The organism is Mesoflavibacter zeaxanthinifaciens DSM 18436, assembly GCF_000422365.1.
Lineage (GTDB): Bacteria > Bacteroidota > Bacteroidia > Flavobacteriales > Flavobacteriaceae > Mesoflavibacter > Mesoflavibacter zeaxanthinifaciens.
Map to the genome: position 1 here is coordinate 298478 of NZ_AULQ01000005.1, position 26873 is coordinate 325350.

General features: G+C 32.4%; 25 protein-coding genes. 5 read left to right on the forward strand and 20 right to left on the reverse strand.

Annotation, left to right across the window (positions count from 1 at the left end):
• The 5 genes from H574_RS0105810 to H574_RS0105830 all read right to left on the reverse strand — a co-directional run bounded on the left by H574_RS0105810 (window position 1) and on the right by H574_RS0105830 (window position 6498).
• Window positions 1–3138 carry an efflux RND transporter permease subunit gene (locus H574_RS0105810; protein WP_027879664.1) on the reverse strand — a complete coding sequence of 1046 codons (3138 nt, stop codon included), beginning with the start codon at window positions 3136–3138 and terminating at the stop codon, window positions 1–3.
• 27 nt (window positions 3139–3165) lie between these two features.
• On the reverse strand, window positions 3166–4305 hold the full coding sequence (locus tag H574_RS0105815; protein WP_027879665.1) for an efflux RND transporter periplasmic adaptor subunit: 1140 nt from the start codon (window positions 4303–4305) through the stop codon (window positions 3166–3168).
• 4 nt (window positions 4306–4309) lie between these two features.
• The gene (locus H574_RS0105820; protein ID WP_027879666.1) at window positions 4310–4810 is read right to left on the reverse strand and encodes a GbsR/MarR family transcriptional regulator; all 501 of its coding nucleotides are present in this window, start codon (window positions 4808–4810) and stop codon (window positions 4310–4312) included.
• A gap of 146 nt (window positions 4811–4956) precedes the next feature.
• Window positions 4957–5976 carry a phenylalanine--tRNA ligase subunit alpha gene (pheS, locus tag H574_RS0105825; RefSeq protein WP_027879667.1) on the reverse strand — a complete coding sequence of 340 codons (1020 nt, stop codon included), beginning with the start codon at window positions 5974–5976 and terminating at the stop codon, window positions 4957–4959.
• Window positions 5977–6141: 165 nt separating this feature from the next.
• Window positions 6142–6498, reverse strand: coding sequence for a hypothetical protein (locus tag H574_RS0105830; protein WP_027879668.1), 357 nt, complete (start codon window positions 6496–6498; stop codon window positions 6142–6144).
• A 52-nt stretch (window positions 6499–6550) separates the two neighbouring features.
• On the opposite strand from H574_RS0105830, the gene H574_RS0105835 reads away from it, so the two are divergent.
• On the forward strand, window positions 6551–7102 hold the full coding sequence (locus H574_RS0105835; protein WP_027879669.1) for a CvpA family protein: 552 nt from the start codon (window positions 6551–6553) through the stop codon (window positions 7100–7102).
• Window positions 7103–7126: 24 nt separating this feature from the next.
• Here H574_RS0105835 and H574_RS0105840 read toward each other — a convergent pair whose 3' ends face one another.
• The 12 genes from H574_RS0105840 to H574_RS0105895 all read right to left on the reverse strand — a co-directional run bounded on the left by H574_RS0105840 (window position 7127) and on the right by H574_RS0105895 (window position 19752).
• On the reverse strand, window positions 7127–7792 hold the full coding sequence (locus H574_RS0105840) for a DUF2490 domain-containing protein (protein ID WP_027879670.1): 666 nt from the start codon (window positions 7790–7792) through the stop codon (window positions 7127–7129).
• A 7-nt stretch (window positions 7793–7799) separates the two neighbouring features.
• Complete coding sequence (locus H574_RS0105845; RefSeq protein WP_027879671.1) at window positions 7800–8429, reverse strand: carbonic anhydrase family protein; 630 nt, start codon at window positions 8427–8429, stop codon at window positions 7800–7802.
• A 23-nt stretch (window positions 8430–8452) separates the two neighbouring features.
• Window positions 8453–10039, reverse strand: a complete 1587-nt coding sequence (locus H574_RS0105850; protein WP_027879672.1) for a SulP family inorganic anion transporter — start codon at window positions 10037–10039, stop codon at window positions 8453–8455.
• Window positions 10040–10125: 86 nt separating this feature from the next.
• On the reverse strand, window positions 10126–10416 hold the full coding sequence (locus H574_RS0105855) for a hypothetical protein (RefSeq protein WP_027879673.1): 291 nt from the start codon (window positions 10414–10416) through the stop codon (window positions 10126–10128).
• Between the two features lie 57 nt (window positions 10417–10473).
• A complete protein-coding gene (locus H574_RS0105860; protein ID WP_027879674.1) occupies window positions 10474–11232 on the reverse strand; it encodes a tetratricopeptide repeat protein in 759 nt (252 codons plus the stop codon).
• Between the two features lie 12 nt (window positions 11233–11244).
• Window positions 11245–13029 (reverse strand): BatD family protein, encoded by a 1785-nt coding sequence (locus tag H574_RS0105865; RefSeq protein WP_027879675.1) that lies wholly within the window; start codon window positions 13027–13029, stop codon window positions 11245–11247.
• Between the two features lie 47 nt (window positions 13030–13076).
• Window positions 13077–13919: a tetratricopeptide repeat protein gene (locus H574_RS0105870; RefSeq protein ID WP_027879676.1), complete on the reverse strand. Its 843-nt coding sequence runs from the start codon at window positions 13917–13919 to the stop codon at window positions 13077–13079.
• A 77-nt stretch (window positions 13920–13996) separates the two neighbouring features.
• Window positions 13997–15034 carry a VWA domain-containing protein gene (locus tag H574_RS0105875; protein WP_027879677.1) on the reverse strand — a complete coding sequence of 346 codons (1038 nt, stop codon included), beginning with the start codon at window positions 15032–15034 and terminating at the stop codon, window positions 13997–13999.
• A 34-nt stretch (window positions 15035–15068) separates the two neighbouring features.
• Window positions 15069–16073 (reverse strand): vWA domain-containing protein, encoded by a 1005-nt coding sequence (locus H574_RS0105880; protein ID WP_027879678.1) that lies wholly within the window; start codon window positions 16071–16073, stop codon window positions 15069–15071.
• Window positions 16073–17734 carry a BatD family protein gene (locus H574_RS0105885; protein WP_027879679.1) on the reverse strand — a complete coding sequence of 554 codons (1662 nt, stop codon included), beginning with the start codon at window positions 17732–17734 and terminating at the stop codon, window positions 16073–16075. The genes H574_RS0105880 and H574_RS0105885 overlap by 1 nt, the downstream gene beginning before the upstream one ends.
• Window positions 17735–17770: 36 nt before the next feature.
• Window positions 17771–18637 carry a DUF58 domain-containing protein gene (locus tag H574_RS0105890; RefSeq protein WP_027879680.1) on the reverse strand — a complete coding sequence of 289 codons (867 nt, stop codon included), beginning with the start codon at window positions 18635–18637 and terminating at the stop codon, window positions 17771–17773.
• Window positions 18638–18750: 113 nt separating this feature from the next.
• Window positions 18751–19752, reverse strand: a complete 1002-nt coding sequence (locus tag H574_RS0105895) for an AAA family ATPase (protein ID WP_027879681.1) — start codon at window positions 19750–19752, stop codon at window positions 18751–18753.
• A gap of 168 nt (window positions 19753–19920) precedes the next feature.
• On the opposite strand from H574_RS0105895, the gene H574_RS0105900 reads away from it, so the two are divergent.
• The 4 genes from H574_RS0105900 (at window position 19921) to H574_RS0105915 (ending at window position 23407) form a co-directional block, all read left to right on the forward strand.
• Window positions 19921–20787 (forward strand): aldo/keto reductase, encoded by an 867-nt coding sequence (locus tag H574_RS0105900; protein ID WP_027879682.1) that lies wholly within the window; start codon window positions 19921–19923, stop codon window positions 20785–20787.
• A 69-nt stretch (window positions 20788–20856) separates the two neighbouring features.
• Window positions 20857–21609, forward strand: a complete 753-nt coding sequence (locus tag H574_RS0105905; protein WP_027879683.1) for an SDR family NAD(P)-dependent oxidoreductase — start codon at window positions 20857–20859, stop codon at window positions 21607–21609.
• Window positions 21610–21612: 3 nt separating this feature from the next.
• On the forward strand, window positions 21613–22242 hold the full coding sequence (locus tag H574_RS0105910) for an HD domain-containing protein (protein ID WP_027879684.1): 630 nt from the start codon (window positions 21613–21615) through the stop codon (window positions 22240–22242).
• A 34-nt stretch (window positions 22243–22276) separates the two neighbouring features.
• Window positions 22277–23407: an ATP-binding protein gene (locus H574_RS0105915; RefSeq protein WP_027879685.1), complete on the forward strand. Its 1131-nt coding sequence runs from the start codon at window positions 22277–22279 to the stop codon at window positions 23405–23407.
• A gap of 197 nt (window positions 23408–23604) precedes the next feature.
• On the opposite strand, the gene H574_RS0105920 is transcribed toward H574_RS0105915, so the two are convergent.
• The 3 genes from H574_RS0105920 to amaB all read right to left on the reverse strand — a co-directional run bounded on the left by H574_RS0105920 (window position 23605) and on the right by amaB (window position 26827).
• On the reverse strand, window positions 23605–24156 hold the full coding sequence (locus tag H574_RS0105920) for a hypothetical protein (RefSeq protein ID WP_027879686.1): 552 nt from the start codon (window positions 24154–24156) through the stop codon (window positions 23605–23607).
• Between the two features lie 12 nt (window positions 24157–24168).
• Window positions 24169–25083 carry an OmpA family protein gene (locus H574_RS0105925; protein ID WP_027879687.1) on the reverse strand — a complete coding sequence of 305 codons (915 nt, stop codon included), beginning with the start codon at window positions 25081–25083 and terminating at the stop codon, window positions 24169–24171.
• A gap of 190 nt (window positions 25084–25273) precedes the next feature.
• On the reverse strand, window positions 25274–26827 hold the full coding sequence (gene amaB, locus H574_RS0105930) for an L-piperidine-6-carboxylate dehydrogenase (protein ID WP_027879688.1): 1554 nt from the start codon (window positions 26825–26827) through the stop codon (window positions 25274–25276).
• Between the last annotated feature and the right edge of the window lie 46 nt (window positions 26828–26873).

Here is a 26873-nt window from a genome sequence, read left to right on the forward strand (position 1 = left end):
TTAAGCTTCAATTGTTTCTACTTCTGGTTTACGCGATACTTTTTCTTGTAACCATTGGAAAAAGATGAATAAAATTGGAATAACAAATACACCTAAAATGGTTCCTATTAACATACCACCAGCTGCACCTGTACCAATAGAATTGTTTCCTTCGGCACCAACACCTTTGGCTAATACAAGTGGCATTAACCCAAGTATAAAGGCAAAAGATGTCATTAAAATTGGTCGTAAACGTGCTTTGGCACCATGGATAGCTGCATCTACTATACCTTCGCCTTGTTTACGTCGTTGCAATGCAAACTCAACAATAAGTATGGCGTTTTTAGCCAACAGACCAACCAGCATTATCAATGCAATTTGGAAGTAAATGTTGTTTTCTAATCCAAAGAATTTTGTACTTATATACGCACCAAATACACCAAATGGCAGCGATAATAACACCGAAAATGGTAAAATATAACTCTCGTACTGAGCACTTAATAAGAAATACACAAACAGAATACTTAAGATGAAAATAAACGTGGTTTGGTTACCTGCATTTACTTCTTCTCGTGTTAAACCAGAATAGGCAACGGTGTAATTACTTGGCAATTTTGCCACTTCTTCTTCAATAACTCTAATGGCATCACCAGTACTAAATCCTGGATTGGTTGCACCTGTAATATTTGTTGAATTAAATAGGTTGAAACGTGTTACCGATTGCGGACCATACACACGTTTTAAGGTTACAAACTGTGTAATTGGCGTCATTTCACCAGAACTCGTTCTCACATACATACTGTTTAGGTCGTTTTCATCTGCTCGATCTTCTGGTAAGGACTGAATGTATACACGATACTGTTTACCAAATCGGCTAAAATCTGAGGCGTAAATTCCACCTATATAACCTTGAAGCGTCCCGAAAATGCTGTTAACAGCCACACCTTTTTCTTTCGCTAAAGGCACATTAACTTCCATTTCGTACTGTGGATAATTAGTATTGAATGCCGATTGCGCATACTGAATTTCTGGATGACTCATTAAGGCTGCTGCAAACTCTTTATTTGCTTTATCTAAATCGGTAAATTCACCACCAAATTTGTCTAATAAATTCACCTCAAAACCAGCTGAGTTACCAAAACCACGAATACTTGGTGGCGAGAAGAAAATAATTTTTGCTTCAGGAATGGTAGCTGCAATACCAAATAATTTTCCGGTTATGGCTTGTGCAGATAAGGCTTCAGATTCTCTTTCAGACCAATCGTCTAACTTCACGAAACCAATACCAAAGTTACTACCAGCACCACTAATTAAACTTCGTCCTTTAATAAAACTGGCGTCTGTTACACCATCAAGGTCTTTAATTTTTGCGTATAATTCTTTAGTTACTGCTTCGGTACGATCTAATGATGCACCTGCAGGTAATTCTATGTTAGCGAAAATAATTCCTCTATCTTCATTTGGTACAAATCCTGTTGGCGTTGTTGTTGCAGCCCAATAAATACCTACACCAGCAATGATTAATAGCATTACTGATACAAACTTATTTTTATATAAAAACTGTAATGACTTACCGTATTTATTTACCGTTGCATCAAATCCTCTGTTAAATACAGTATAGAATTTTTGAAGTGCATTTTTTCCTTTTAACTCTTCATCGTCTTTATGTTCTTTTAATAACAATGCACACAAAGCCGGACTTAAGGTTAAGGCGTTTACTGCCGAAATTAAAATGGCAATAATTAAGGTTACGCCAAACTGCTCATAAAACACACCTGTTGGACCAGTTACAAAAGTTACCGGAATAAATACCGCTGCCATTACCAGCGTAATAGAAATAATAGCACCCGAAATTTCACTCATAGCCTTTAAGGTGGCGCTTTTTGGTTTTTTCTCACCTTCATCCATTTTGGCGTGTACGGCTTCTACCACAACAATAGCATCATCTACCACAATACCAATTGCCAGTACTAATGCGAAAAGCGTTAATAGGTTTATGGAATAGCCAAAAACATTTAAGAAAAAGAAGGTACCAATAATAGAAACCGGTACTGCAATTGCAGGAATTAATGTAGAACGGAAATCTTGCAAGAAGATAAACACCACTAAGAACACCAGTAAAAAGGCTTCTAAAAGTGTGCTAATTACCTTGTCTATAGATGCGTTTAAGAATAAACTTGTGTCGTAAGGCACAAAGAAGTTTAAGCCTTCAGGCAAACCTTGTTCTACATCGTCTAAAGTGGTTTTTATGTTTTCAATAATTTCGGCAGCGTTAGATCCTTTGGTTTGGAAAATTCCCATAAATACCGCTGGATGTCCTAAACTTGTAGCATTAGATGAATAGGATTGCGCATCTAACTCGATATCTGCGACATCTTTCAATCGTAAATATTCGCCATTTCCTAAAGCTTTAATTACGATGTCTGCATACTGTCCTTCTTCTTTAAATCGTCCGCTATACTTTAAAATATAAGAGAACGATTCACCATTATTTTCACCTAAAGAACCAGCTGCAGCTTCTAAATTCTGCTCGTTTAAAGCAGCTGTAATATCTGATGGAATTAAATTATATGCTGCTAATTTTTCAGGTTTTAACCAAACACGCATTGCGTAATCTTGTTGTGAAAATACAGATACATCACCAACACCTTTAATACGCTGCATAGCAGGAATTACGTTTATTTTTAAGTAATTCTGAATAAAAGTAGCATCATAATCTTCACTATCGGAGTACATAGCAATAAACATTAATGCACTAGTTTCTTGCTTTTGCGTTACAATACCAGTTTGAATAACTTCTGAAGGTAACAACGGATTTGCACGTGCTACACGGTTTTGTACGTTTACCGCAGCGATATCGGCATCCATAGTTTGGTCGAAATACACAGTAATTTCGGCAGTACCATTATTTGATGCTGTAGAAGTAATGTACGTCATACCTTCTACACCATTAATTTGCTCTTCAATAGGTACAATTACACTCTCTAAAACAGTCTCTGCGTTTGCACCTGTATAGTTAGCCGTAACTTTAATAGTTGGCGGCGCAATATCTGGGTATTCCTCTATAGGTAAGGATGTTATACTGATAACACCTAGTATAACTATGATAATAGAGATTACTGTTGAAAGCACTGGTCTTTCAATAAATGTTTTTAACATAACTAATAAATATGTTTAAGGGATAATTTAGTTTTTAAATAAAGTAGCTACTTTTTTTGTGGCTTCGTTAAACGGAATTTCTTGTGGTGCAATTGGCATACCGTCCCGTAATTTTGAAACACCAGAAGCTACAATTTTTGTACTAGCATCTATACCCGATTTTACCACGTAAAGATTATCTACTTTAGCTTCAACTTCAATGATTTTACTGCTTACTTTATTGTCTTCACCCAAGGTATAAATCATCACTTTACCTTGCTGTTCAAAGGTTGACGATTGTGGTACAACTACTGCATTTTCGTAAGTTGAAGGAATACGTATTTTACCACTGTTTCCGTTTGTTAAAAGTTCATTTGGATTATCAAAAGCTGCTCTTACTTTAATGGTACCAGTTGTTTCACTAATTTGACCAGTACTGGTTTGAATACGCCCTTTTTCAGAATAGATATCGCCATTAGCCAATACTAAACTAACGTCTGGCGAATTTTTAATACGCTCAGCTTTTGTTTGACCTTTCATTCGTTTTAAATGGTCTATGTATTGCGCTTCGTTTAAAGTAAAAAACGCATACACTTGACTAATATCACTAACCGTCGTTAATGGTGTTGCATCAGCAGCGCTTACTAAAGCACCTTCTCTAAAATTAATAGAACCTACGTAACCATCAACTGGACTTTTTACCGTTGCATAACCAATATTGGCAGCAATACTACTGTAAGCTGCTTTGGCTTGTGCTAAATTGGCTTTAGCAGTTTCTAATTGTACTGGACTAATAATATTTTTTTCTACTAAAGGTTTTAACTTATCAACCTCAACTTGAGCTACATTAACTTGTGCTTTTGCCGCTTCTGCATCTTGACTTAACGATTGCGTTTCTAATCTAAAAAGTGGTTGACCTTTGCGTACTCTAGCACCTTCGTCTACTAGTACTTTTTGAATATATCCTGAAGTTTTTGCACGCACATCACTGTTTACAATACCTTCTATATTTACAGGATATTCGTTATAGCCTTCTACCGTTTGGGTTTGAATTTGCGTTACCGGAAATGGTAAGGCTTGCTGTTGTTGCGCTGCAGCTGCTTGCGCATTGTCTTTATTACCACAGCTAACCACGACTAGAAACACACTAGCTATGGTTAATATTGAAATTAATTTATTTGTTGTCATTATTTTAAAGGTTGAATTTATTTTTAATTAGGTTTTCTTTTAAGTTTTCTATTGAAGCCGAAGCATCTTCTACAAATCGCAAATAATCGTTATGAAAGGTTAAATCGAATTTTTCTTCTTCATCTGTAATATGCTCGTTAATGGTTTCTTTGTAAGCTTTCATTTCTTTATGAAGTGCCGCCACTTCTTCCCATTCTTTTATCATTTCATTAATATGATGTAAAACAGAATCTTTATTAATGATGAAATACTTTTTACGGTCACCAGTTTTGGTGAAGTATTCTAATTTCTTTAAATCTTGTAAGTGGTTTAAATGCGTAGAAATTGTGCTTTTACTAGCTTGAAGTACAGTAACCATTTCATCAAACGTAGTACCGCGCTTACCAGTTAAAATCACGTACGCCATAATGCGCGCAGCAACAGGCGCTAGGTTTTCTCTACCTTCTAAATGCACACCAAGTTTTTCAACCAGTGCCATTTTTTTGCTACATATATCTTTCGTCATAAATTATTTTAAAAAATTATGCTGCAAAAATACATCAGGTTCGGAACAAACCGAACTAAACGAAGTTAATTTGTTGTTAAATAAAAAAGGCTAATATGTAAATTTCTTAACATATTAGCCTTTAACTATAATTCGTTGTTAATTTATTATAAAGCCGATTTGAATTGCTCTAAGAATCGTACATCGTTTTCGCTTAATAATCTAATATCTCCTATTTGATGTAATAACATTGCTATACGGTCTATACCAACTCCAAATGCAAAACCAGAGTATTCTTCTGGATCTATTTTACAATTGGATAATACATTTGGATCTACCATACCACAACCACCAATTTCTAACCAACCTGTTCCTTTGGTTATTTTGTAATCGGTTTCGGTTTCTAATCCCCAATATACATCAATTTCTGCGCTAGGCTCTGTAAACGGGAAGTAAGATGGACGAAGTCTTATTTTAGACTTTCCAAACAACTCGGTTGTAAAATATTGAAGCGTTTGTTTTAAATCAGCAAAACTTACATCTTTATCTATGTATAATCCTTCTACCTGATGAAAAAAACAATGCGAACGTGCAGAAATAGCTTCGTTACGATATACTCTACCTGGTGATATTGTACGTATTGGTGGTTGATTATTTTCCATGTAACGTACCTGTACAGAACTGGTATGTGTACGTAATAAAATATCTGGATTAGTTTGCACAAAAAACGTGTCCTGCATATCTCTTGCTGGATGATATTCTGGTAGGTTTAATGCTGTAAAGTTATGCCAATCGTCTTCTATTTCTGGTCCTTCACTAACGTTAAAACCGATATTAGAAAAGATATCTATTATTTGATTTTTTACTATTGAAATTGGATGACGAGAACCAATAATTAATGGTTCGCCTGGTCTTGATAAATCACCAGATATGCTTGTTTCTGGAGCATTATTATCTAGCTCTTCTTTTAGCTGGTTTACTTTGTCTTGAGCCGTTTGTTTTAGTTTGTTTATGGCTTGTCCAAACTCTTTCTTTTGGTCGTTAGCTACGTTTTTAAACTCGGCAAAGTATTGTTTTACTAATCCTTTTTGTCCTAAAAGTTTAATACGGTATGCTTCTACCTCTTCTTTGGTTTGCGCTTTAAACGCTTCTGCTTCGGCTATAAGTTCTTTAATCTTATCTATCATGACATCATAAAATAAAGGGCAAATTTACTATTTTTTATGGTTTACACCTTACTTAGTGTAAGCTTTTTGTTGGCGGATTGACGCGTTAAGGATGGAGCAATTGTTGGAGCACATCTTTGATTGCGACTTGCGAGAGCCTGACCCGATAGGGTAACGCTGTAATAATTATTGTATATAGTTGGTTTCTAAAAAGTAGTTTACTATGGCTTCTTTCATTAAAATAGACTGTTCTCCTGCTTTTAGTGTTGGTAATTGCTCTTTTATTTTATAGTGTGGCCAACCATCTTCATCAACAAAATCAAACTCATAATAGCCGTAAGGTTCTAGTAGTTTGCATATGGCTATGTGCATTAAATCTAATTTGTGATCTTTTTTAAATCTGCGATGTAATTGTCCCAACTCTTGCACACCAATTAAGTAGATTATTGCGTCTAAATCTAAGGTGTCTCCATCTGCAAATTGATTAGACAATTTGGTTACTATCTCTTCCCAGCGTTGTTTTAATTGTTCGTCTCTAGACATAATTTTATTAAAGTTGCAAAGTTAGTTTATATTTGTTGAAATTGTAAACTTTATGGCGGTTATAGATATTGTTTTAGGTGCGTTAATTTTGTTTGGTTTAATACGCGGATTGTTTAAAGGTCTTTTTGTTGAATTAGCTTCTATTATTGCTCTTGTTGGTGGTGTTTACGGTGCTATACATTTTAGTTATTTTGTAGCTAATTTTTTAGAGAATAAGACCGAATGGGACGAGAAAACTATTAATATTACTGCTTTTGCTATAACTTTTGTTGTTATTATTTTACTAATTAGTTTGGCTGGTAAAGCGCTTACCAAATTAGCAGATTTTGCCTCTTTAGGTATTTTAAACAAACTTTTAGGTGCTGTTTTTGGTGCTTTAAAAATTGGATTGATTTTAAGTGTGTTACTTATTGTTTTTGATAAAATGAATAACACGATTACGTTTGTTGATGAAGAGAATATTGAAGATTCTTTACTTTACAAACCTGTTAAGGGTTTGGCACCAATGATTTTTCCTAGTATTATTAAGTCTGGAGATGAAACTTTAGAAGAAGATAATGATATTATAGATCCTGCTGAAGAGACTAACGACGTGCAAGCTTAAGTACCATTACCTTCTTATTGTAATTTAAAAGTTAATAAAGGCTATCATGTTTATTTGGTCTCTGGATCCTGAACTGAATATTTGATTCATCCAACCTAGCTCAAATTTTATAGCTTTATTTAGTTTATATCCTGTACCAAAATATATCCTGTTACGATCAAACAAATCATTTTCGGTATTAATAAACAGCTCGTTATAACTTGATAAATACCATGTTTTGTCTTCTAAATTTTTATGATTTAATGGATAATTTAGAGATAGAAAGTATCTTAATCGCATTTTAAAATCGTCTTCTACAAAACGTTGTTCAAATCTATAACGGTGTGTTATATTTAATCTGTTTTGATGTTGTTTTGTTATAAACTGCTGAAAAATTCTATGTTCGTTTACATTAATTTTATCGTCTGTTTGACCTATGTAATTTTCAGATTTTATATAACCGTAACCTAATAGTAGATTGTTGTTATTTTCGGTTAGATTGTATCCTATTCCTGTTCTTAACAGTAGTTGTTCTAGATCGCCTATAGCATCATAATTACGGTATTGGACTTCGGCATGTAAATTCCATTTGCTATTAAATTGTTTGTTACCAAAAACGATTAACCAATTACCTACATCGTTATTTTGAGCTATCCCTAAAAAAGGCAGCATTACTAAAACTAGTAATGCTGCAAATGTGTTATTTTTCATGTTAATCTTATTCGTAAAACTGTACGTCACCTGTATTAATATCGTACATAGCGCCTATAATTTTAATCTCACCATTTTTTTCCATTTCAGAAAGTATTGGACTTTCTGCATGGATGCGATCTATTGTAAGTTCTACGTTTTTCTTTGATACTTCATCTACAAATTCTAAGTTTTTAGAGTTTCTTAAACTCTCATCCTTTGGCTCTGAAACTGCATTTACAGCTGGTGTTATTTTCTGGATTAACTTGGTTAGATTACCCATTTCGGCATGATCACATGCACCTTTTACTGCACCACAACTTGTGTGACCTAATACTACAATTAGTTTTGTTCCTGCTAATTTGCAAGCAAACTCCATGCTTCCTAAGATATCTTCGTTTACAAAGTTACCTGCAATACGTACGCTAAAAATATCTCCTAATCCTTGATCAAAAACAAGCTCGGCAGATACACGAGAATCGATACAACTTAATATTGTTGCGAACGGAAATTGTCCTTCGCTTGTATCATTAACTTGCTCTAATAAATTACGATTTGCTTTTAAGTTTTGCTGAAATCTTTGATTCCCTTCTTTTAAAAACTGTAATGACTTTTCTGGAGTCATTGTAGCTTGTGTTTCTTTAGTATGTGCTTTCATAGTATCTTCTATTGTGTTGTTTGTTAGTTTAATTGTGTTTTAGGTTTTAATTTAAAGAACTCTATAAAACTATCTGGGTTTTCTATCGTTCCTCTTTCTGAAATTAACTTGATATTGATATTTCTTTCTTTTGCTTTAATTGAAAAGTCTTCTAAAATCTCGATAATATCATTATCTAAATAGCGTGTTTTTCTTACGTCTAATTCTAAGTAAGAATCTTCTGGTAAACGATCTAATTCTTTTAAAATTGCTCCTTTATTAAAGAAGGTTACTTCTTCTGCAAGTGTCATTTTAATTTTACCATCGTCTACATCTTCTCCTTCTTTATGTAAAAAGTGTGAGTTTTGGTAACTTTTTATTAGTATAACTACAATACCAACTGCTAAACCTAAACCAATTCCTTTTAGTAAATCTGTAAATACAATACCTGTAACGGTAACAATAAATGGTAAAAATTGTTTCCAACCTAAATTGTACATTGTTTTAAATAAAGCTGGTTTTGCAAGTTTATAACCTACTATTAATAAGATTGCAGCTAACACAGACAAAGGTATCATATTTAACAATTTAGGTATTAATATTACAGAAATTAATAAAAAGAAACCATGAATAATTGCCGACATTTTACTGCGTCCTCCAGATTGTATATTTGCCGAACTACGAACAATTACTTGCGTAATAGGTAATCCTCCAATCATACCAGAAAGGATATTTCCGGTACCTTGTGCTAATAACTCGCGATTAGTAGGTGTTACATTTTTATAAGGATCTAGCTTATCTGTTGCCTCTACACAAAGTAGTGTTTCTAAACTTGCAACTAATGCAATTGTAAAGGCTACAACCCATATTTCTGGATTAGTTATTACTGAAAAATTAGGAAAACTAAATTGCCCTAAAAATGACGAAAAATCTTCTGGAACAGGTACACTAACTAAATGCGAACTTTGAATTGCCATACTTGAACTATCTTTAGTTAACACATAAAAAATAATACCAACAACAACTGCTACTAATGGACCTTGTATTAATTGAAATATTTTACCTTTTTTGGATAACACATTACTCCATAATAATAAAATTCCTAAACCGATAACACCAATTAATAATGATCCTGGTGTAATATGATTAATCGAATTTAAAATTTCAGAAAATGTATTTTCACCATCTACTTGAAAGAATGCAAAATCACCTTCTGGATCAGGATCGTATCCAAAAAAGTGAGGGATTTGTTTTAAAATAATGATAATACCAATACCCGTTAACATTCCCTTAATTACTGAAGAAGGAAAGTAGTAACCTATGATCCCTAATCTTAATAATCCAAAAACTAATTGGATAATACCTCCTAAAACAACTGCTACTAGGAAGTTTTCGTAACCACCTAAAGTACCAATAGCAGTTAATACAATTGCTGCCAGACCTGCTGCTGGACCACTTACACCAATTTTAGAACCACTTAATGACCCTACTACAATACCACCTATAATCCCTGCAATTAGTCCAGAAAATAATGGTGCACCACTAGCTAAAGCAATACCTAAACATAAAGGTAATGCTACAAAAAACACGACTATACTTGCCGGTAAATCGTTTTTAATATATTTAAACATATTATAAAGTTTGATTGTTACCTTTTTACCAAGGTAACTTTAAAAGTTAATAAAAGAGAAGACTTTACAGTCTCATATAAACAAAATTATAATATGAAAAATTCTGGAGGTGGAGATATTAAATTAAGTGCTGGTTTTGTGTAAGATTTAAACAAATAGTCTAACTTTTGATAAGCAATTTTTTTATAAATACTTTCTGTAGTTTCTTTTTGTTCTGTTACTACTAGTTTTATGCTTTTGTTTTCTTCTTCCTCTTCAGAGACGCTATACAAAATAGAAACATCTACATCTGCATCTATAGCAATAATAATTGATGGTGCAGTAATTAGCCCAAAAAATAAAATTGAAAAAAATATAGATACTAATTGTTTAGACATAGTCTGATAAGGTAAGAAACAAATATAGCTTTTTAGTTTTTGTTAAAGCTAAATATACTAAAAAGTATTTAGTAATTTTATGTCTCCAGATATTATCCAACCTGTTTTACCATCTGCAAGTTTTATTTTTTTCCAATTATTAATGGTGTCTAAAACTTGAACTTTGGTACCTTCATGAAGTACAAAAGCTTCTGTGCTACCCATGTTAGGTTCAGATTTTACTTCTGTTTCTTTTGCAAAAACTATAGCTGGATTATTATTCGTATCTAAGTTTTGCTTTTTAAAGGCAAAAGACAAACAAATTAAACCTATTAATAAACTTCCTAACCCAGAAACAAAAGCTAATCGTTTTTTTGAAGTACTAAATGTGAAAAAGTAAGTAATAAACAACAATACAAAAGCTACCACGAAAATGATAGACAATGTTGCCCAATTATCATAAGTTAAAGCGTTAATTGCTTTATTGAAGAATCTTGACAATCCTAATTTTGGCACTGCTTCTATATCATCAATAGTCATATTTTTTGCATAAGCAATGTTATTTAGTATCTCTTTGTCGTTAGGTTTTAACTGTAGCGCTTTTTCGTAATAATAAATACTAGGTGCAATGTTATTTAGTTTATAATGTGCATTCCCCAAGTTGTAATATAGCTCTGCAGAATGTTGCCCATTTTTTATAATAGCTTCATATTTATTTACTGCATCACTAAATTTACCTTCATTATATAATGCGTTTGCTTGATCAAATAATTCATTATTTTGAGCTAAACTTATAGTTGAAAGTGCAAAGACTAATATGTAAAGTAATTTTTTCATCTTCTAACTACTTTATTTTAGTTGTTTATCTATAATGCTAATTGTTGTAGCTGCATTATTGTAATCTTGCTCCATTGCTACTTGAGTCATTGGTGCATATCTTGCCAATTCGCAATGTTTTAAAAGCGTTTCAAAATCTAAAATTACGCTTTGCTCTACATTTCGGCTATGCAATAATTCTTTAATTTTTTCTTTACTCAAATCTGTAGTTTCAATATTTAAACGTCCTTTTAAATAGTTATGTAACGCTTTTTCTAATGCTATATAAAATGCTTCTTTATTACCTAGTGCTTTTTTAGCTTCGCTTAAGTATTTTTTAGCTAATCGGTCTGCCTTTCTTAACCTATTACCAACAACATCTGCATTACGTTCTTCTCTTTTTCTTCTATATACTAATGCTAAAGGTATTGCTAATAATGGCGCTAATAATCCTGTCCAAAATGCAGTTGTATTGAAAAAATGCTCTTCTTTTATAGATGAAAAATTAGACTTAGTTTTTATAAATGCAAATTGATTTTCATTTAAAACTACCGGTTGTTTTCCTGAGGTATTAGTAGGTAAATTATTATCGGCATCTGCATAAGCTGGACCTTCTAAAACATTAATAACAATTTCTTCAGAAGACAATTCTTTATATGTTTCTGTTTTTAAATCAAAATACGAAAATGTAACTGGTGGTATTGGAAATTTGCCTTTAAACTGAGGTACTATTGTATAATTATCAGAAATTTTACCTTGCATTCCTGATAAGTTGGTTCTAATATTTTCTTCGTGTTCTGGCTCATAGACTTCTAATGCACTTGGTGCCTTAAATTTTGGTAGTTCAAAAAGTTTAAGGTTTCCGTTACCTGAAACTTCTATTTTTGCATCTAAAGCTTCGGTTGCATTTAAATCTGTTTTAGATACTGACACATTAAAATCAAAGTCTCCAACAGCTCCAGTAAAGTTGTCTGGTCTTCCTTCTAAAGGTAAATCTTTAACATTTATAGACCTTGGGTTTGCTGTAATAGTTCTATGTGCTTGATTTGTAATTCTTCTTCCAAAAAGATCTCTTTTGTTAGTTGGAACATCTATGGTTAAGTCTAAACTAAGTGGCTCTATTTGTAACTTTCCAGTTTTTTGAGGAAATAGTACAGTTTTTCTTAATACAACGTATCTATATTCTTCACCATCATAAGTTCCTTCTTGTGCTTTTAATCCTTTTATATTTATATTTTGACTCCAAAACCCATTAAATTTTGGACTTTCAATCTCTCTAAAGTTGCTAATACCTGCTTTTGGTGCTACATAAAGTTTGTAGACAACGGTAATAGGCTCGTTTAAATATGGGTTAGTTTTTGATACTTCTGTTACCAAATGAATACTTTCTTTTAAGATATAATCTGGATCGTTAGGATCTTCTGGTACTTCTATTGGTTTTGTTACTTTTATTGTAATTGGTGATGTTTTATAAGTTATACCATCAATCTCTATAGTTGCTTGATTTATAGTAAATGTACCCATTTGCTTTGGAGCTAAAAAGTAACTATACGTTTTTGAAAAATTACGTTTACCATTAAACCAAGAGTGACTAACAGATTGATTTGGTCCACCAACTACGGTAAAGCCATCAAAGTTTGGAGATTTAAAATTATCTCCATCTTTATTCATCTCAAAATCGACACGTAGACGTTCGTTTAAGCCAAGTTTTTTCTTACTTACTTTTGCTTGAAACGTTATTGCATCTTCATCTTGCGCTAAAGCAAATATTGGTGCAATAGCAAGTAATAAAATGAATATGTGTTTAATTAATTTCACTTTTAATTGGTTTAATTCTGAATATTAAGCTTCAAATTTATAATTTTTTACCAATCTTTATCGGTTTGTACTTTTGCTCCTTTTACCTTTTGAGCATTTATTTTTTCTTGTACCTTTTGTTCTTGATTATTCATAGCTTCTAGCAAATTTTTAATTTGCTGAGGCGATAATTGTCCTTGTTGTGGTTGTTGTTGCTTGTTATCTTGATCGCCTTCTTTTTGATCTTGATCTTTATTATCTTTAGGATTACCATCTTGGTCTTGATCACCTTCTTTTTTATCTTGGTCGCCTTGATCTTTCTGGTCTTTTTGATCTTGGTCTTCTTGTTGTTTTTCGTTATTTTCTTTTTGGTCCTCGTTTTGGTTTTCGTCTTTATCACGGTTATTTTCTCCGTCTTTATCGTCTTCTTGAGGCTCGTCGTCTTGCTGGTTTTTTGCACAATCTTTAGCTAAACCTAAATTATAGCGCGTCTCGTCATCTTTTGGGTTATTACGTAGTGCGTTTTTATATGCTTCTACCGCTTCTTTACATTTTTCTTTTTTCATTAAAATATTACCAATGTTATGAAATGCTCTGTGTTTTTCAACTTTATCTGTTGCATTTTTTACTGCTTGTTGGTTACGGTATAGCGCTTCGTCTAAGCTTCCTTTTTGGTAATATTGATAGGCTAAATTATAAGCTCCAACTGACTGGCTTGGTTTTGTAGATAATGCTTTACGGTACTCCATTTCTGCATTTACAAAATCGTCACTTTTAGCATAATCATTAGCTTCTGCAACATAAGATAATGCTTTATTAGTCTGCTTTTGCAATGCTTTTTCTTCATTTTTATCTTGCGCTATAAGTGCAATTGTGAAGAAAAATAATATGTAGCTTAATGTTTTTTTCATTTTTTTATACTGCCTGCTTTTATCAAAAAACAACTTGTAAATATACTAAAGACCTCTAATTGTTGCTGTTAAGGGTTTTATAAATTCTCATTAAAAAGATTTAATTTTTTTAGCCAAGCTGTTTTACGTTCTAAAAGGAAAATATCTATAAAAAACAGCAAAATTGCTAAGCCTAAAAACCACTGAAATTGGTCTTTAAAATCGGCAATTTGTTTGGCTTCAAATTCGGTTTTGTCCATTTTGTTTAAAATGTCTTTCATTTGGTTTACCACCTTATCTGTTGTTCTTCCTTGTATGTATTGTCCGTTGGCTAGTGCTGCTATATTTTTTAACGTGGTTTCATCTAAACGAGTAATTACAGTTTCGCCTTGACTGTCTTTTTTGTATCCAGTAACGATTCCGTTTCGTTTTAACGGTATTGGTCCTCCTTTTGCTTCTCCAACACCAATGGTAAAGATTTTTATACCTTCTTGGCTAGCTTGTTCTGCAACCTGCACTGCAGCTTCACTATGATCTTCTCCATCAGAAATAATGACTAATACGCGATTAGTCTGTTCATCATCGTCATAATACGTTTTTGCAAGTAAAATAGCTTCGTTGATAGCTGTTCCTTGTGACGACAGCATGTCTGTATTCATGTTTTGTAAGAACAGTTTTGCTGCCGAATAATCTGTAGTTATTGGTAACTGCGGAAACGCTTTTCCTGCGTAAGCAATAATTCCAACACGGTCGCTACCTAAGTTATTAATGATTTGAGATACTAATTGCTTTGATTTTTCTAATCGATTTGGCTTAATATCTTCTGCCAACATACTTTTTGACACGTCAATTGCAAAGACAATATCTACACCTTCGCGCTTTACGGTTTCTAACTTTGTTCCTATTTTTGGATTGACCAATGCTATTGCTAAACTTGCAAATGCTAAGCTTAACACAATTATTTTTAGTACCGATTTAAATACAGATTGATTTGGACTTAATCGCTTTAAAAGTGCTTTGTCTGCAAACTTTTTTTGGGTTTGCTTTTTCCAAAGCAGTAGCAACAAAAAGAAAACAACTATCACCGGAATGATAAGTAGTGCCCAAAACCATATTTTTTCTTCTAGTTGAAACATAAATTTTTATTTTTTCGCTTTCGCGGAATTTCTTTTAAACAAAACTTCTAAAGACTGTAATTCTCATTAGATATTCTAACAACAACAATACCATTGCTGCAATAACAAATGGTCTAAAATGTTCTTGGTAGGTTGTGAATTTTATCTCGTCTATTTCTGTTTTTTCTAGTTTATTAATTTCGTCGTAAATCTCTGCTAACTTTTGGTTGTTGGTTGCTCTAAAATATTTCCCGCCAGTTGCAGTTGCTATACTTTTTAGTAGTTCTTCATCAATTTCTACTTGTACACGATCGTATTGAAATCTTCCGTTTGGTAAAATTGCGACAGGAGACAATGCCATACCATTTGTACCTAATCCAATGGTGTAGACTTTAATACCAAACTCAACAGCTAACTCACTAGCAATAGTTGGGTTTATTGCTCCAGAATTATTAACTCCATCGGTTAATAAAATAATGACTTTGCTTTTGGCTTTACTATCTTTTAAACGGTTAACCGAAGTGGCTAATCCCATACCAATTGCTGTACCACCTTCTATAATAGTATTATATTTAATTTCGTCTAAGCTGCGTAACACAATAGCTTTATCGCTAGTAATTGGTGTTTTGGTGTAACTTTCTCCAGCATATTCGACCAATCCTATACGGTCGTTTGGTCTACCTTTAATAAATTCTGACGCTACATCTTTTAAAGCTTCTAAACGGTTTGGACGCAAATCTTTAGCCAACATACTAGCTGATACATCTATTGCCATAACAATATCTATACCTCTTGTGGTTTTAGTTTTGCTTTTAGTTTCTGAAGTTCGTGGTCGTGCTAACGCGGTAATTAATAAGGCTAATGCAATTAATCGTAATGCAAATAATGCATGTTTTAATTTTGGCAACCAAGATTGTTTGGTTTTAAATCCTTTTAAACTTGAAATTTTAAGCTCAGCTGTTTGACGTTTATGTTTTAATACATACCAAAGTATAGCTAGTGGTAATGCTAACAGCAACCAGAAAAATATTTTATTTTCAAAAGTGATACCTTGTAACATTATTCTTCTTTAGATTTTAATTCTACTGAAGCTAAAACACGCTCTACAACTTGGTCTAAATAGACATCATCTTTTAGATAATATATCATAACTTGTTGCATGACGTTTTCACTAGCAAAACTTAATAATTCAAACTGACCTGATACGTATTTTTCTTTAGCTTCATCAACAGGAAACTCTAATGTTCCTGATGTTTTTAAGCCTTCAACACCATTAGGTGTAACAAACTTATCGTTAACAGGCAAGATGTTTCTTGCTCCGTTGTCTTCTAGTGCTTTAAAATTATCTTCTATTGCTTTTTGGATATTTTGTTCTGCAGATGGTTTATTTTCTGCTTGCGGATTAACCTCTATTGTTGTGGTAGAAACGGTTACATAAAACTGATTTTCTAGAACGTAACTAAATGCTGTTTTTGTAATTGGTCGTGCTATACTTTGTTCTACCTCAACATCTTCTCTTTTTAATACTTCTGGAGTAGAAATTGTCATTGGCGGAAAACCATACTGACTAGTTACCCAATTACCTTCTAATAATTGCTTAGTGTCTTTACCTGTTACCGTATCTATAACGTAATTAATACCGTATTTATAACTAAAAACACCAACAGTACCTATTAATAGCATAAATGCAATTGCTGCTGTAATCCAGATTTTTTTTTGCTTTTCTTTTTTAGCTTTTAGCTTTTGGTATTCTTCGTTTTTAAGTAATTCTTCTTCGCTTGGTTCTGGTAAAGCATCTTTTACTTGATCTATTTCTGTATCTACCGTTTGTCTGTCTAATTTAGCAAGCTCGATATCTGGAGCAGATTTTGCAAATTTTACCAAATCGGCACGTTTTAAAATAGCTTCGATATTTTTAATATCATCTTTACTTAGCTCTATTTGATTACCTTCTTGCAAAATATTTAATCGATCTATTAATTGATCTGTTGTACTTTCTAATGCTTTGTCGTAAACTTTTTCATCTAAATATTTTCTGATGATAAAGGTTAGCTCAGAATAGTACTCTTTGATTTCGGCACGTTCTAAATACTTGGTTTCATCTAATTGCTTTAAGGCTAATTTTGCACAATCGTAAGGTGGTAATTGTGCTATTTTTTCTTCTTCGGTTAATGGTCTTTTTCGCCATACAAACCAATACACTAAAAAGCCAATTGTTGCAACCAATGCAATAGTTAACAATAACCATAACCACCAATTGCTAGAAGGTTTTTTAACGTCTATCATTGGTTTAACATCGTATAGTTTTTGCTTGGTTGTATCTACAACTATATCGTTAACCTCAACCAACATACTATCTGTTGCAAACGTCTTTCCGCCAATGATTATTTTTTGCTTTGGGATAACATATTTACCAGAATCAAACTGTGTTAAACCGTACTTTTTAATCAGTTTATATTTAGCGTCGTATTTTGTAGTGTCTGGCTGATAGGATTCTATCATTTCTAAAGGCATAAATGTTTGTCCTTCAGGAAAAATAACTGGGTTTGTTGTATCGGTTTCGACTTCAATTTTATAGGTGATTTGCTCACCAATTTTTATAGAAGTAGAATCTATTGATGATGTGACTTGCGCAAATGATAAAAACGAGAATAGAAAAAAGATCAAAGACCAAAAGCCTTTTGTGTTTACTTTGCTATATTTTAAATACTGTTTTTTCATATTAAATTAGGTTTGGACTGTGCTAAACCTTATAATTTATCCTCTTGTTTTAAAATAGCCTAATAGTTTTTTTACGTAACTCTCATCGGTTCTGCAAGACAAACTTCCTGCGCCAGATTTTGCAAAACTATCTTTAAAGTAGTTGACCTTTTCTGCATAAAACTTTGCGTATTCTTGTCTTACTTTTTTAGAACTTGTATTGACTAACATTAGCTCGCCAGACTCTTCGTCTTGCATATTTACCATACCTAAATTTGGTATGTTTTCTTCATGTTTATCGTAAATTCTAATCCCTGTTATATCGTGCTTTCCAGCTGCAATTTTTAGGGTTTGCTTGTAATCTTCTGCAATAAAATCGCTCATCATAAAAACAATTGCTTTCTTTTTCATGACGTTGCGTAAAAACTTTAAAGCTTCGGCAATATTGGTTTGTTTACTTTTAGGTTGAAACTCGATTAACTCGCGAATAATACGCAATACATGAGATCTTCCTTTTTTTGGTGGAATGTATAGTTCTATCTCATCTGAAAATAAAATCAGACCTATTTTATCGTTATTTTGTGTTGCCGAAAAGGCTAAAGTTGCAGCGATTTCGGTTATAATTTCGTTTTTAAATTGTTGTTCTGTTCCAAAAAATTCAGATCCAGAAACGTCTACCATAAGCATCATGGTTAGCTCGCGTTCTTCTTCAAAAACTTTTACGTAAGGCTCGTTGTAACGTGCGGTAACATTCCAATCGATGTTTCTTACATCATCACCAAATTGGTATTGGCGTACTTCAGAAAAAGTCATACCACGACCTTTGAAAGTCGAATGGTATTCGCCTCCAAAAATATGATCAGACAAACGACGTGTCTTAATCTCTATTTTTCGAACTTTTTTTAGTATTTCTTTAGTATCCATTGTTTCAGTATGCAGTGTTCAGTGTGCAGTTTGCAGTGCTAAATAGTATTTAGTTAAAAGCATTCGGTAAATTAAACTTTACTGAAGACTGTTGACTAAATAATGCCAACTGATTAAGGTACTTCAATTTCGTTTACAATCTTGTTTACGATATCTTCTGCAGTTACATTTTCTGCTTCAGCTTCGTAAGTAATTCCGATACGGTGACGTAATACATCTTGTACAACAGCACGTACATCTTCAGGAATTACATAACCACGACGCTTAATAAATGCGTAACATTTTGCTGCAGTAGCTAAGTTAATACTACCACGTGGCGACGCACCAAAAGAGATTAATGGTTTTAAATCGTCTAGTCTATATTGTTCTGGATAACGTGTAGCGAAGATGATATCTAGGATGTATTTTTCAATCTTTTCATCCATATACACTTCTCTTACCGCTTGTTGTGCTCTTATAATTTGCTCTGTAGTCACTACTGGATTTACTTTATCCCAAGCTCCTTTTAAATTAGCACGCATGATTAGTTGCTCTTCGGCTTGTTTTGGATAATCTATAATCGTTTTTAGCATAAAACGATCTACTTGCGCTTCTGGTAAAGGATACGTTCCTTCTTGTTCTACAGGGTTTTGAGTTGCCATTACTAAAAACGGCTTATCTAATTTAAAAGTCTCGTCACCAATAGTTACCTGCTTTTCTTGCATCGCTTCTAATAAAGCCGATTGTACTTTTGCTGGTGCACGGTTAATCTCATCAGCCAAAACAAAATTGGCAAAGATTGGACCTTTTTTAATAGTAAAATCGTTTTCCTTTATATTATAAATTAATGTACCAATAACGTCTGCTGGTAATAAATCTGGTGTAAATTGTATCCTGCTAAAACTAGCATCTATTGCTTGTGACAACGTATTAATAGCCAATGTTTTTGCTAGACCAGGTACTCCTTCTAGTAAAATATGTCCTTGTCCTAATAATCCAATTAGTAAACGCTCGACCATGTGTTTTTGTCCAACAATTACTTTATTCATCTCTAGCATAAGTAAGTCTACAAATGCGCTTTCCTTTTCAATTTTTGCATTTATTGATGCAATATCAACAGTACTAGTATCTTCCATTATAAATTAGTTTTTTAGGAATTTGAAACTCTAATAATTTCAAGCTCTGCAAATTGTAATTTTTTTTCAATTACCGATGTTAAGAATTGGTTAAAAGTTCTTAATTTATAAGTCTTTTAAGAGTAATTTTACATTATTAGCACAAATATAAAAACTAAAGTATATAGTATGAATTTTTCTAAAATTACAGCAGGGACAATGACATGGGGACAATGGGGAAAAAAACTGTCTAAACAAGAAATGATAGATTTGATGCATCATTGTTTAGAAAATAACATACATACATTTGATCACGCTGATATATATGGAGACTACAGCACAGAAGCAGATTTTGGTAACGCTTTCGCGGAAAGTGGTATTAAAAGAAGTCAAATAGAGTTAGTAAGCAAATGCGGTATACAGTATATTGGCAACTCTAGACCAGACTTAAAAGTAAAACACTATAATTACACAAAAGAATACATTATTTGGTCTGCCGAAAATAGCTTAAAACATCTAAAAACAGATTATTTAGATCTGTTATTATTGCATAGACCAAGTCCATTATTACAACCAGAAGTTGTTGCTGAAGCAGTATCAACATTAAAAAAAGAAGGTAAAATAAAGTCTTTTGGTGTTTCTAATTTTACACCTAGTCAAACCGATTTATTAAATAAATACGTTGGTGTGGAGGTTAATCAAATAGAGTTTTCTTTAACGCAACATACAGCAATGCACGATGGTACCTTAGACCACATGATGCTAAACAATATACAACCAATGTCTTGGTCACCATTAGGCTATGTGTTTAAAGAAGATACAGAGCAAACAAGACGTATACACAAGCAATTAGGTGCTTTATTAGATAAATATAATGCTACCGAAGATCAATTATTATTAGCTTGGATACTAAAACATCCTTCAAACATTATTCCTGTAGTTGGCACTACAACAAAACAACGCTTAAAAGATGCTTATGCTGCTACTAAAATTAATTTAGAACTAGAAGATTGGTTCTTAATATTAGTAGCTTGTCAAGGTCATAAAGTACCTTAATTTAATTTAAAAAAGTTTTTACAGAAGTTTATTACCCTTATATTTAGGTGTTTAAAACAACACCTAAAAATGAGTCAAAAAACTGCGTTAATAACAGGAGCAACAAGCGGTATAGGAAGAGCTACAGCACACCAATTTGCCAAACATGGCATTAATCTTATACTTTGCGGAAGACGTCAAGAGCGATTAGACACTATTAAAAAAGCCTTATCAAAACAAACTAACGTACATACACTTAATTTTGATGTTAGTGATAAAGTTGCCGTTTTTGACGCTATAAATTCTTTACCAGAAACATTTAAAACCATAGATATTTTAATTAATAATGCAGGAAATGCACACGGATTAGATCCCATACAAGACGGAAAATTAGACGATTGGGATAAAATGATGGACATTAACGTTAAAGGTTTACTTTACGTTAGCAAAGCCATAATCCCTAATATGACCGAGCGTAAAAGCGGACATATTATTAACATAGGCTCTTCAGCAGGAAAAGAAGTATATCCCAACGGAAATGTTTACTGCGGAAGCAAACACGCAGTTGTCGCCATTACCGAAGGTATGCGTATTGACCTTAACCCTTTTGGGATTAAAGTTACAGCTATAAATCCTGGGTTGGTAGAAACCGAATTCTCTAAAGTACGTTTTAAAGGAGATGCCAAAGCAGATACCGTTTATACCGGCTACAAAGCCTTACAAGCAGATGATGTTGCCGAAGTTATCTATTTTGCTGTATCACGTCCTGCACATGTTAACCTTGCAGATGTATTGATGTTTTGTACAGCACAAGCTAGTAGTACTATTGTGAAAAAAGAGTAATATATGATAGATTGGTTGAAAAATGAATGGATCACTTTAGCTTCAAATTATTCTAGTGATAAAGATTTAATCTATAACTATTGGGAAGACATTAAATCTCAGTATTCAAAAAAATCAAGATATTATCATAATCTAGAACATATTCATAATATGCTAGTTCAACTTGAAACTATTAAAGGTGAAATAGCTAATCTTCCAGAAATCAAATTTGCAATTTGGTATCACGATATTATCTACAAATCAACCAAAAAAGATAATGAAGAAAAAAGCGCAGCATTTGCTAAAAACAGACTTAAATCATTCAGTTTTAATAAAAATTCAATTAAAAAAGTTGAAGAATTAATCCTTTCAACTAAAAAACATAACGTAATTTTAAATCAAAATCAAGATAATGCTTACCTATTAGATTTAGATTTATCGATTCTTGGATCTAATTGGGAAACTTATAAAAATTATACTCAAAAAATTAGAAAAGAGTATAAAATATATCCTGATTTTATGTACAAATCTGGTCGAAAAAAAGTGCTTCAACACTTTTTAGAACGAGACACTTTATACTTTACAAAAACTTATAAAATACAATTTGAAAATAAGGCTAGAGAGAATATAAAAAGAGAATTAGAAACACTTTAAAAAGTTTACTTAACAATTCAGAAATGATAGACAAATGATCAATAAACGTCTTTTAATTAAAAACTTACTAGCTCATAATGATGAGAACAGTTTTTATGACAAAAAGCGAAAAGTTGATATTGGTCAAAAGGAAGGAAAAGCTAAATTTTTAAAGCACGTCTGTGCACTTTCAAACTCTAACCCAAAAAACAATTCTTACATCGTTATTGGTGTAGAAGATGAAGACAACAAAATAGTTGGTGTAGATTTTTTTGACGATTCTAAAATTCAAAATTTAATTAATGCCTATTTAACCAATCCGCCAATTGTACAATATGAAAATATTCCTTTTCCGCATTTACCAGATCACAAAGTAGTTGGTCTAGTAACTATTAGACCAAGTACAGGTATTACATCTTTAAGAAAAAACATCTGGAAATACTATGGTGGCTCTGTGTTTTTTAGAGAAGGTAGTATTAGTATGCCTAAGGTTTTTGACATAGAGATTAAAGATGTTAATTCAGAAATTGTAGCTTCTATCGAGAAACATGCACAAAATAATATTCAGCATATTTTAGATGGAGTTATAGATTTTATGCAAAAAAGACAAGATTACAATCCAAAATATATTGTCTTTAAAGAATATTTTATTGTGTGTTGGTCAGGTATTAAAAAGACCGTTAAAGACGAAACATTTTATTCTAGAGTTGATATAGAACTGGTTAACGAGCAAGTACGATTGTTTTATTCAACTTTAGATGAAGTTGCTATAAAATATGATGAAAATTCGTTTTCAATTTTAGATTATGTAAAGCTAGGTATTCAAGATCATTATAAATATTACCCTTTAGAAGAAACTGTTATTAGTTTTAACGATAATGCAAATTATAATATAGATTCTACCCTGGTTTTCAATCCACCACAGTACGACAAAAAAGTATTACATCACATTTACAATACTAATAATTCTGTTTTAGAAAAACTTAAAAAAGGAATTTCTTTAAATAAAGTAGAATTACGAGATCTAAATAACCTACCAGAAACGTATCTTATATGTTATCTAAATTTATTTCATGAAGCCATAGATAAACTTCATGAAGCAAAACCATATTTAAAAAAGCATCCTAAAGTGTATCAAAAATATAAAGATGCTATTAGAATTTTAAGAAAGGTTAAATACAGTTAACAGTTAATCTAGATATTTGTTATAAATAAATTTAAAACAGTCTATAAATTAGTTAATTAAACAATGTTTTAATGTATTAATTAACATTTAAAAAAACCTTAGTTCTCCCGATAAAGTTTCGGCATTGAATTATGGTTTATATAAAAAAACCACTTTCAATTAGAAAGTGGTTTTACTTTTTAAATCTTTATTGTTTCTTATTTACCTCCATCAAGTTGATCTTGCCAATCTTTAAGTTTTTGCCATTCGCCTTTAGCAGCCATTTCTGCTTGTTTTGGCCAAGTACCTGGCTTATGTATTTCAAAACGTTTTCCGCCAGACTTTAAAACTTCTTTACATTTTTCTACCGTACAATTAGCTAGATCTTTCCAAGTTATAACGTTATGGCTATGGAACAATTCTTTTATTTTTGGTCCAATACCTTCAACAACAGTTAAATCGTTTTCTTTTATTTTTTTCCCTAAAGCTGCTTTAGCTGCATCTGCATTAAAAACAACAGCTTCAATACCTGATGCTTTGGGAGCAATAGTATTTGCTAATCCAGAAGTATGAGACACATCTTTGCTTGACATACAAGCTGCTAAATCTGTTTCTAATTTAGAAATTCGATTTTTATAAATATCAATATTTTCATTATTATCATTACTTCTGTTTAGTAGTTTACCTAATAAGTATCCTAAAATTGCGCAAATTAATCCTACCAAAGTAGGAATTAACCAACACGGTATGCTAATTAATAATATTCTCATGGTTTTATTTTTTTAGTTAATGGTTATTACAACTCGTCTGTTTTCTGCTCTACCTTCTTCAGTAGTGTTATCTGCAATAGGTTGATCTGGACCTAAAGAAGTACTTGATATTTTACTTGAAGAAATACCGTTATCTATTAAATAGTTTTTAGCAAAATCTGCTCTTTCTTGTCCAACTTTTATATTAGCATCTCTGCTACCTTGATTATCTGTATGTCCGGTTACCGTAATACTTGCACCATCTACTTTATATACATAATCAACCATATCTGCTACTTTTTGTCGTTGTTCTTTAGTTAGAACAATATTAGTTTGAGCTGTTTCAAAATGAAGTATTAACGGATTAGCTTTAATACTTTTAGCTAAATCTTTTAAAGCTTCATCCTGATCAGAATTTCTTTCTTTAAATGCAGAAATTTCAAAACTTATACCTCCATTTATAGTATCATTTTCTCGTTTTAAATCGTTATCTAAAACACCATATGTATTTATATTTTTAAAATTTACACCTTTTGAAGCCATAAGATTTTTTATCACGTTAGCACGTGCCAACCCAATGGTAGGAAATGCCGAGTTATTAATCTCTACAGACTTGTAAAAACCTTTAACGTCAAGTGACTTGTCTGGATGATTATTTAAATAAGTTACTATTTGATCTAAACCTTGATTTAATTCAGGTGAAATTGGCTCGATAAAATGGTAATCTGAAAATTTAAAACTAAAATTGTCTTTAATTTCTAAATTGAAATCTCCATCTGGATCATTAAGTGTAATTGGTTTGATAGTTACTTTTGGTGCTACGGACACATCTTTTTGTTTATTCTCAATATTACCTCTGCAATATTGACAACAAAAAAACCAGTACAAGACTGTACCGATTATGATGGTAAGTAAAATACCAAGAAGGTATCTAGATTTTTTACTCATAATGGTTAGTTTTTAATATTATGAGTATTAAGTTATTAAAAAATCGTGATTTTTTAACTGTTTGATTATTAATTATTTGAATTAAACACAAATAATCGATAAAAAACTAAAATTTTAGGTTAAATTTTATGAAAATAAAAAAGCCACATCTTTTTAGATGTGGCTTAACTTCCGCGAAAGCGAAATAATATTATAAGTCAAACTTAATACCTTGCGCTAAAGGTAACTGGTCTGAGTAGTTTACCGTGTTGGTTTGTCTACGCATGTAAACCTTCCAAGCATCAGATCCGGACTCACGTCCGCCACCAGTTTCTTTTTCACCTCCAAAAGCACCTCCAATTTCTGCTCCAGAAGTACCAATGTTTACGTTGGCAATACCGCAGTCGCTTCCTGCAAAAGATAAAAACTTTTCTGCTTCTTTCATTTCGTTAGTCATGATTGCAGAAGATAATCCTTGCGCAACTCCGTTTTGCATTTCGATTGCATTTTCTACATCGCCAGAATATTTCATTAAATATAAAATTGGTGCAAAAGTTTCGGTTTGTACAATTTCAAAATCATTTTCAGCTTCAATAATCGCTGGTTTTACATAACAACCAGACTCGTATCCTTCTCCTTCTAAAACACCACCTTCAACTAGTACATTTCCGCCTTCAGCTTTAGCTTTTTCTATAGCAGATAAATACGTGTTTACAGAGTCTTTATCGATTAATGGTCCAATGTGGTTTTTCTCGTCTAATGGGTTACCAATAGTTAATTGCTTGTAGGCACCAACAATAGCGTCTCTTACTTTATCGTAAACAGACTCGTGTATAATTAAACGACGTGTACTTGTACAACGTTGTCCGCAAGTACCAACAGCACCAAATACTGCACCAGGCACAACTACTTTTAAATCTGCAGTTGGTGTAATGATGATGGCGTTGTTTCCTCCTAATTCTAATAAAGATTTACCAAAACGCTCGGCTACTGTTTTACCAACAATACGTCCCATACGTGTAGATCCTGTTGCAGAGATTAACGGAATTCTATGATCTGTTGTCATAAATTCTCCTACTTTGTAATCTCCGTTTATAATACAAGAAATACCTTCAGGTAAATTATTTTCTTTTAATACCTCAGCAATTATATTTTGACATGCTACTGCACAAAGTGGTGCTTTTTCTGAAGCTTTCCAAACACAAACATCACCACAAACCCATGCCAAAGCAGTGTTCCAAGACCAAACCGCAACTGGAAAGTTAAATGCTGAAATAATACCAACAATACCCAAAGAGTGCCACTGCTCTCTCATAACGTGACCTGGTCTTTCCGAAGGAATAGTTTGCCCGTTTAACTGTCTTGATAAACCTACTGCAAAATCGCAGATATCTATCATTTCTTGTACTTCTCCGTAACCTTCTTGTAAAGATTTACCCATTTCGTAAGATACTAGTTTACCTAATGGTTCTTTTAATTCTCTTAAACGATTACCAAACTGTCTTACTATTTCACCTCTTTGCGGTGCTGGCATTGCTCTAAACTCTAAAAAGGCATCTTGAGCTGTTTTTATAACTTTATCGTAGTCTTCTCTTGTTGTAGTAGAAACTTTACCAATTAATTGTCCATCTGTTGGAGAGTAAGATGAAATTAACTCACCACTTCCAAAGCTATCAGAGCCTGTAGAAGTACCATCATTAACGTCTTTAATACCTAATTGTTTTAAAGCTTCTTTTATTCCGAAATCGGTAGCAATTGCTTCCATAAATGTTTCTTTTTTACGAATTATTTAATTTTTAGCGAATATACTA

Excerpts from the sequence above, each read along its gene's own strand:
- H574_RS0105810 (WP_027879664.1), bottom strand. The coding sequence starts at position 3,138 with ATGTTAAAAACATTTATTGAAAGACCAGTGCTTTCAACAGTAATCTCT.
- H574_RS0105815 (WP_027879665.1), bottom strand. The coding sequence starts at position 4,305 with ATGACAACAAATAAATTAATTTCAATATTAACCATAGCTAGTGTGTTT.
- H574_RS0105820 (WP_027879666.1), bottom strand. The coding sequence starts at position 4,810 with ATGACGAAAGATATATGTAGCAAAAAAATGGCACTGGTTGAAAAACTT.
- pheS (WP_027879667.1), bottom strand. The coding sequence starts at position 5,976 with ATGATAGATAAGATTAAAGAACTTATAGCCGAAGCAGAAGCGTTTAAA.
- H574_RS0105830 (WP_027879668.1), bottom strand. The coding sequence starts at position 6,498 with ATGTCTAGAGACGAACAATTAAAACAACGCTGGGAAGAGATAGTAACC.
- H574_RS0105835 (WP_027879669.1), top strand. The coding sequence starts at position 6,551 with ATGGCGGTTATAGATATTGTTTTAGGTGCGTTAATTTTGTTTGGTTTA.
- H574_RS0105840 (WP_027879670.1), bottom strand. The coding sequence starts at position 7,792 with ATGAAAAATAACACATTTGCAGCATTACTAGTTTTAGTAATGCTGCCT.
- H574_RS0105845 (WP_027879671.1), bottom strand. The coding sequence starts at position 8,429 with ATGAAAGCACATACTAAAGAAACACAAGCTACAATGACTCCAGAAAAG.
- H574_RS0105850 (WP_027879672.1), bottom strand. The coding sequence starts at position 10,039 with ATGTTTAAATATATTAAAAACGATTTACCGGCAAGTATAGTCGTGTTT.
- H574_RS0105855 (WP_027879673.1), bottom strand. The coding sequence starts at position 10,416 with ATGTCTAAACAATTAGTATCTATATTTTTTTCAATTTTATTTTTTGGG.
- H574_RS0105860 (WP_027879674.1), bottom strand. The coding sequence starts at position 11,232 with ATGAAAAAATTACTTTACATATTAGTCTTTGCACTTTCAACTATAAGT.
- H574_RS0105870 (WP_027879676.1), bottom strand. The coding sequence starts at position 13,919 with ATGAAAAAAACATTAAGCTACATATTATTTTTCTTCACAATTGCACTT.
- H574_RS0105875 (WP_027879677.1), bottom strand. The coding sequence starts at position 15,034 with ATGTTTCAACTAGAAGAAAAAATATGGTTTTGGGCACTACTTATCATT.
- H574_RS0105880 (WP_027879678.1), bottom strand. The coding sequence starts at position 16,073 with ATGTTACAAGGTATCACTTTTGAAAATAAAATATTTTTCTGGTTGCTG.
- H574_RS0105885 (WP_027879679.1), bottom strand. The coding sequence starts at position 17,734 with ATGAAAAAACAGTATTTAAAATATAGCAAAGTAAACACAAAAGGCTTT.
- H574_RS0105890 (WP_027879680.1), bottom strand. The coding sequence starts at position 18,637 with ATGGATACTAAAGAAATACTAAAAAAAGTTCGAAAAATAGAGATTAAG.
- H574_RS0105895 (WP_027879681.1), bottom strand. The coding sequence starts at position 19,752 with ATGGAAGATACTAGTACTGTTGATATTGCATCAATAAATGCAAAAATT.
- H574_RS0105900 (WP_027879682.1), top strand. The coding sequence starts at position 19,921 with ATGAATTTTTCTAAAATTACAGCAGGGACAATGACATGGGGACAATGG.
- H574_RS0105905 (WP_027879683.1), top strand. The coding sequence starts at position 20,857 with ATGAGTCAAAAAACTGCGTTAATAACAGGAGCAACAAGCGGTATAGGA.
- H574_RS0105910 (WP_027879684.1), top strand. The coding sequence starts at position 21,613 with ATGATAGATTGGTTGAAAAATGAATGGATCACTTTAGCTTCAAATTAT.
- H574_RS0105915 (WP_027879685.1), top strand. The coding sequence starts at position 22,277 with ATGATCAATAAACGTCTTTTAATTAAAAACTTACTAGCTCATAATGAT.
- H574_RS0105920 (WP_027879686.1), bottom strand. The coding sequence starts at position 24,156 with ATGAGAATATTATTAATTAGCATACCGTGTTGGTTAATTCCTACTTTG.
- H574_RS0105925 (WP_027879687.1), bottom strand. The coding sequence starts at position 25,083 with ATGAGTAAAAAATCTAGATACCTTCTTGGTATTTTACTTACCATCATA.
- amaB (WP_027879688.1), bottom strand. The coding sequence starts at position 26,827 with ATGGAAGCAATTGCTACCGATTTCGGAATAAAAGAAGCTTTAAAACAA.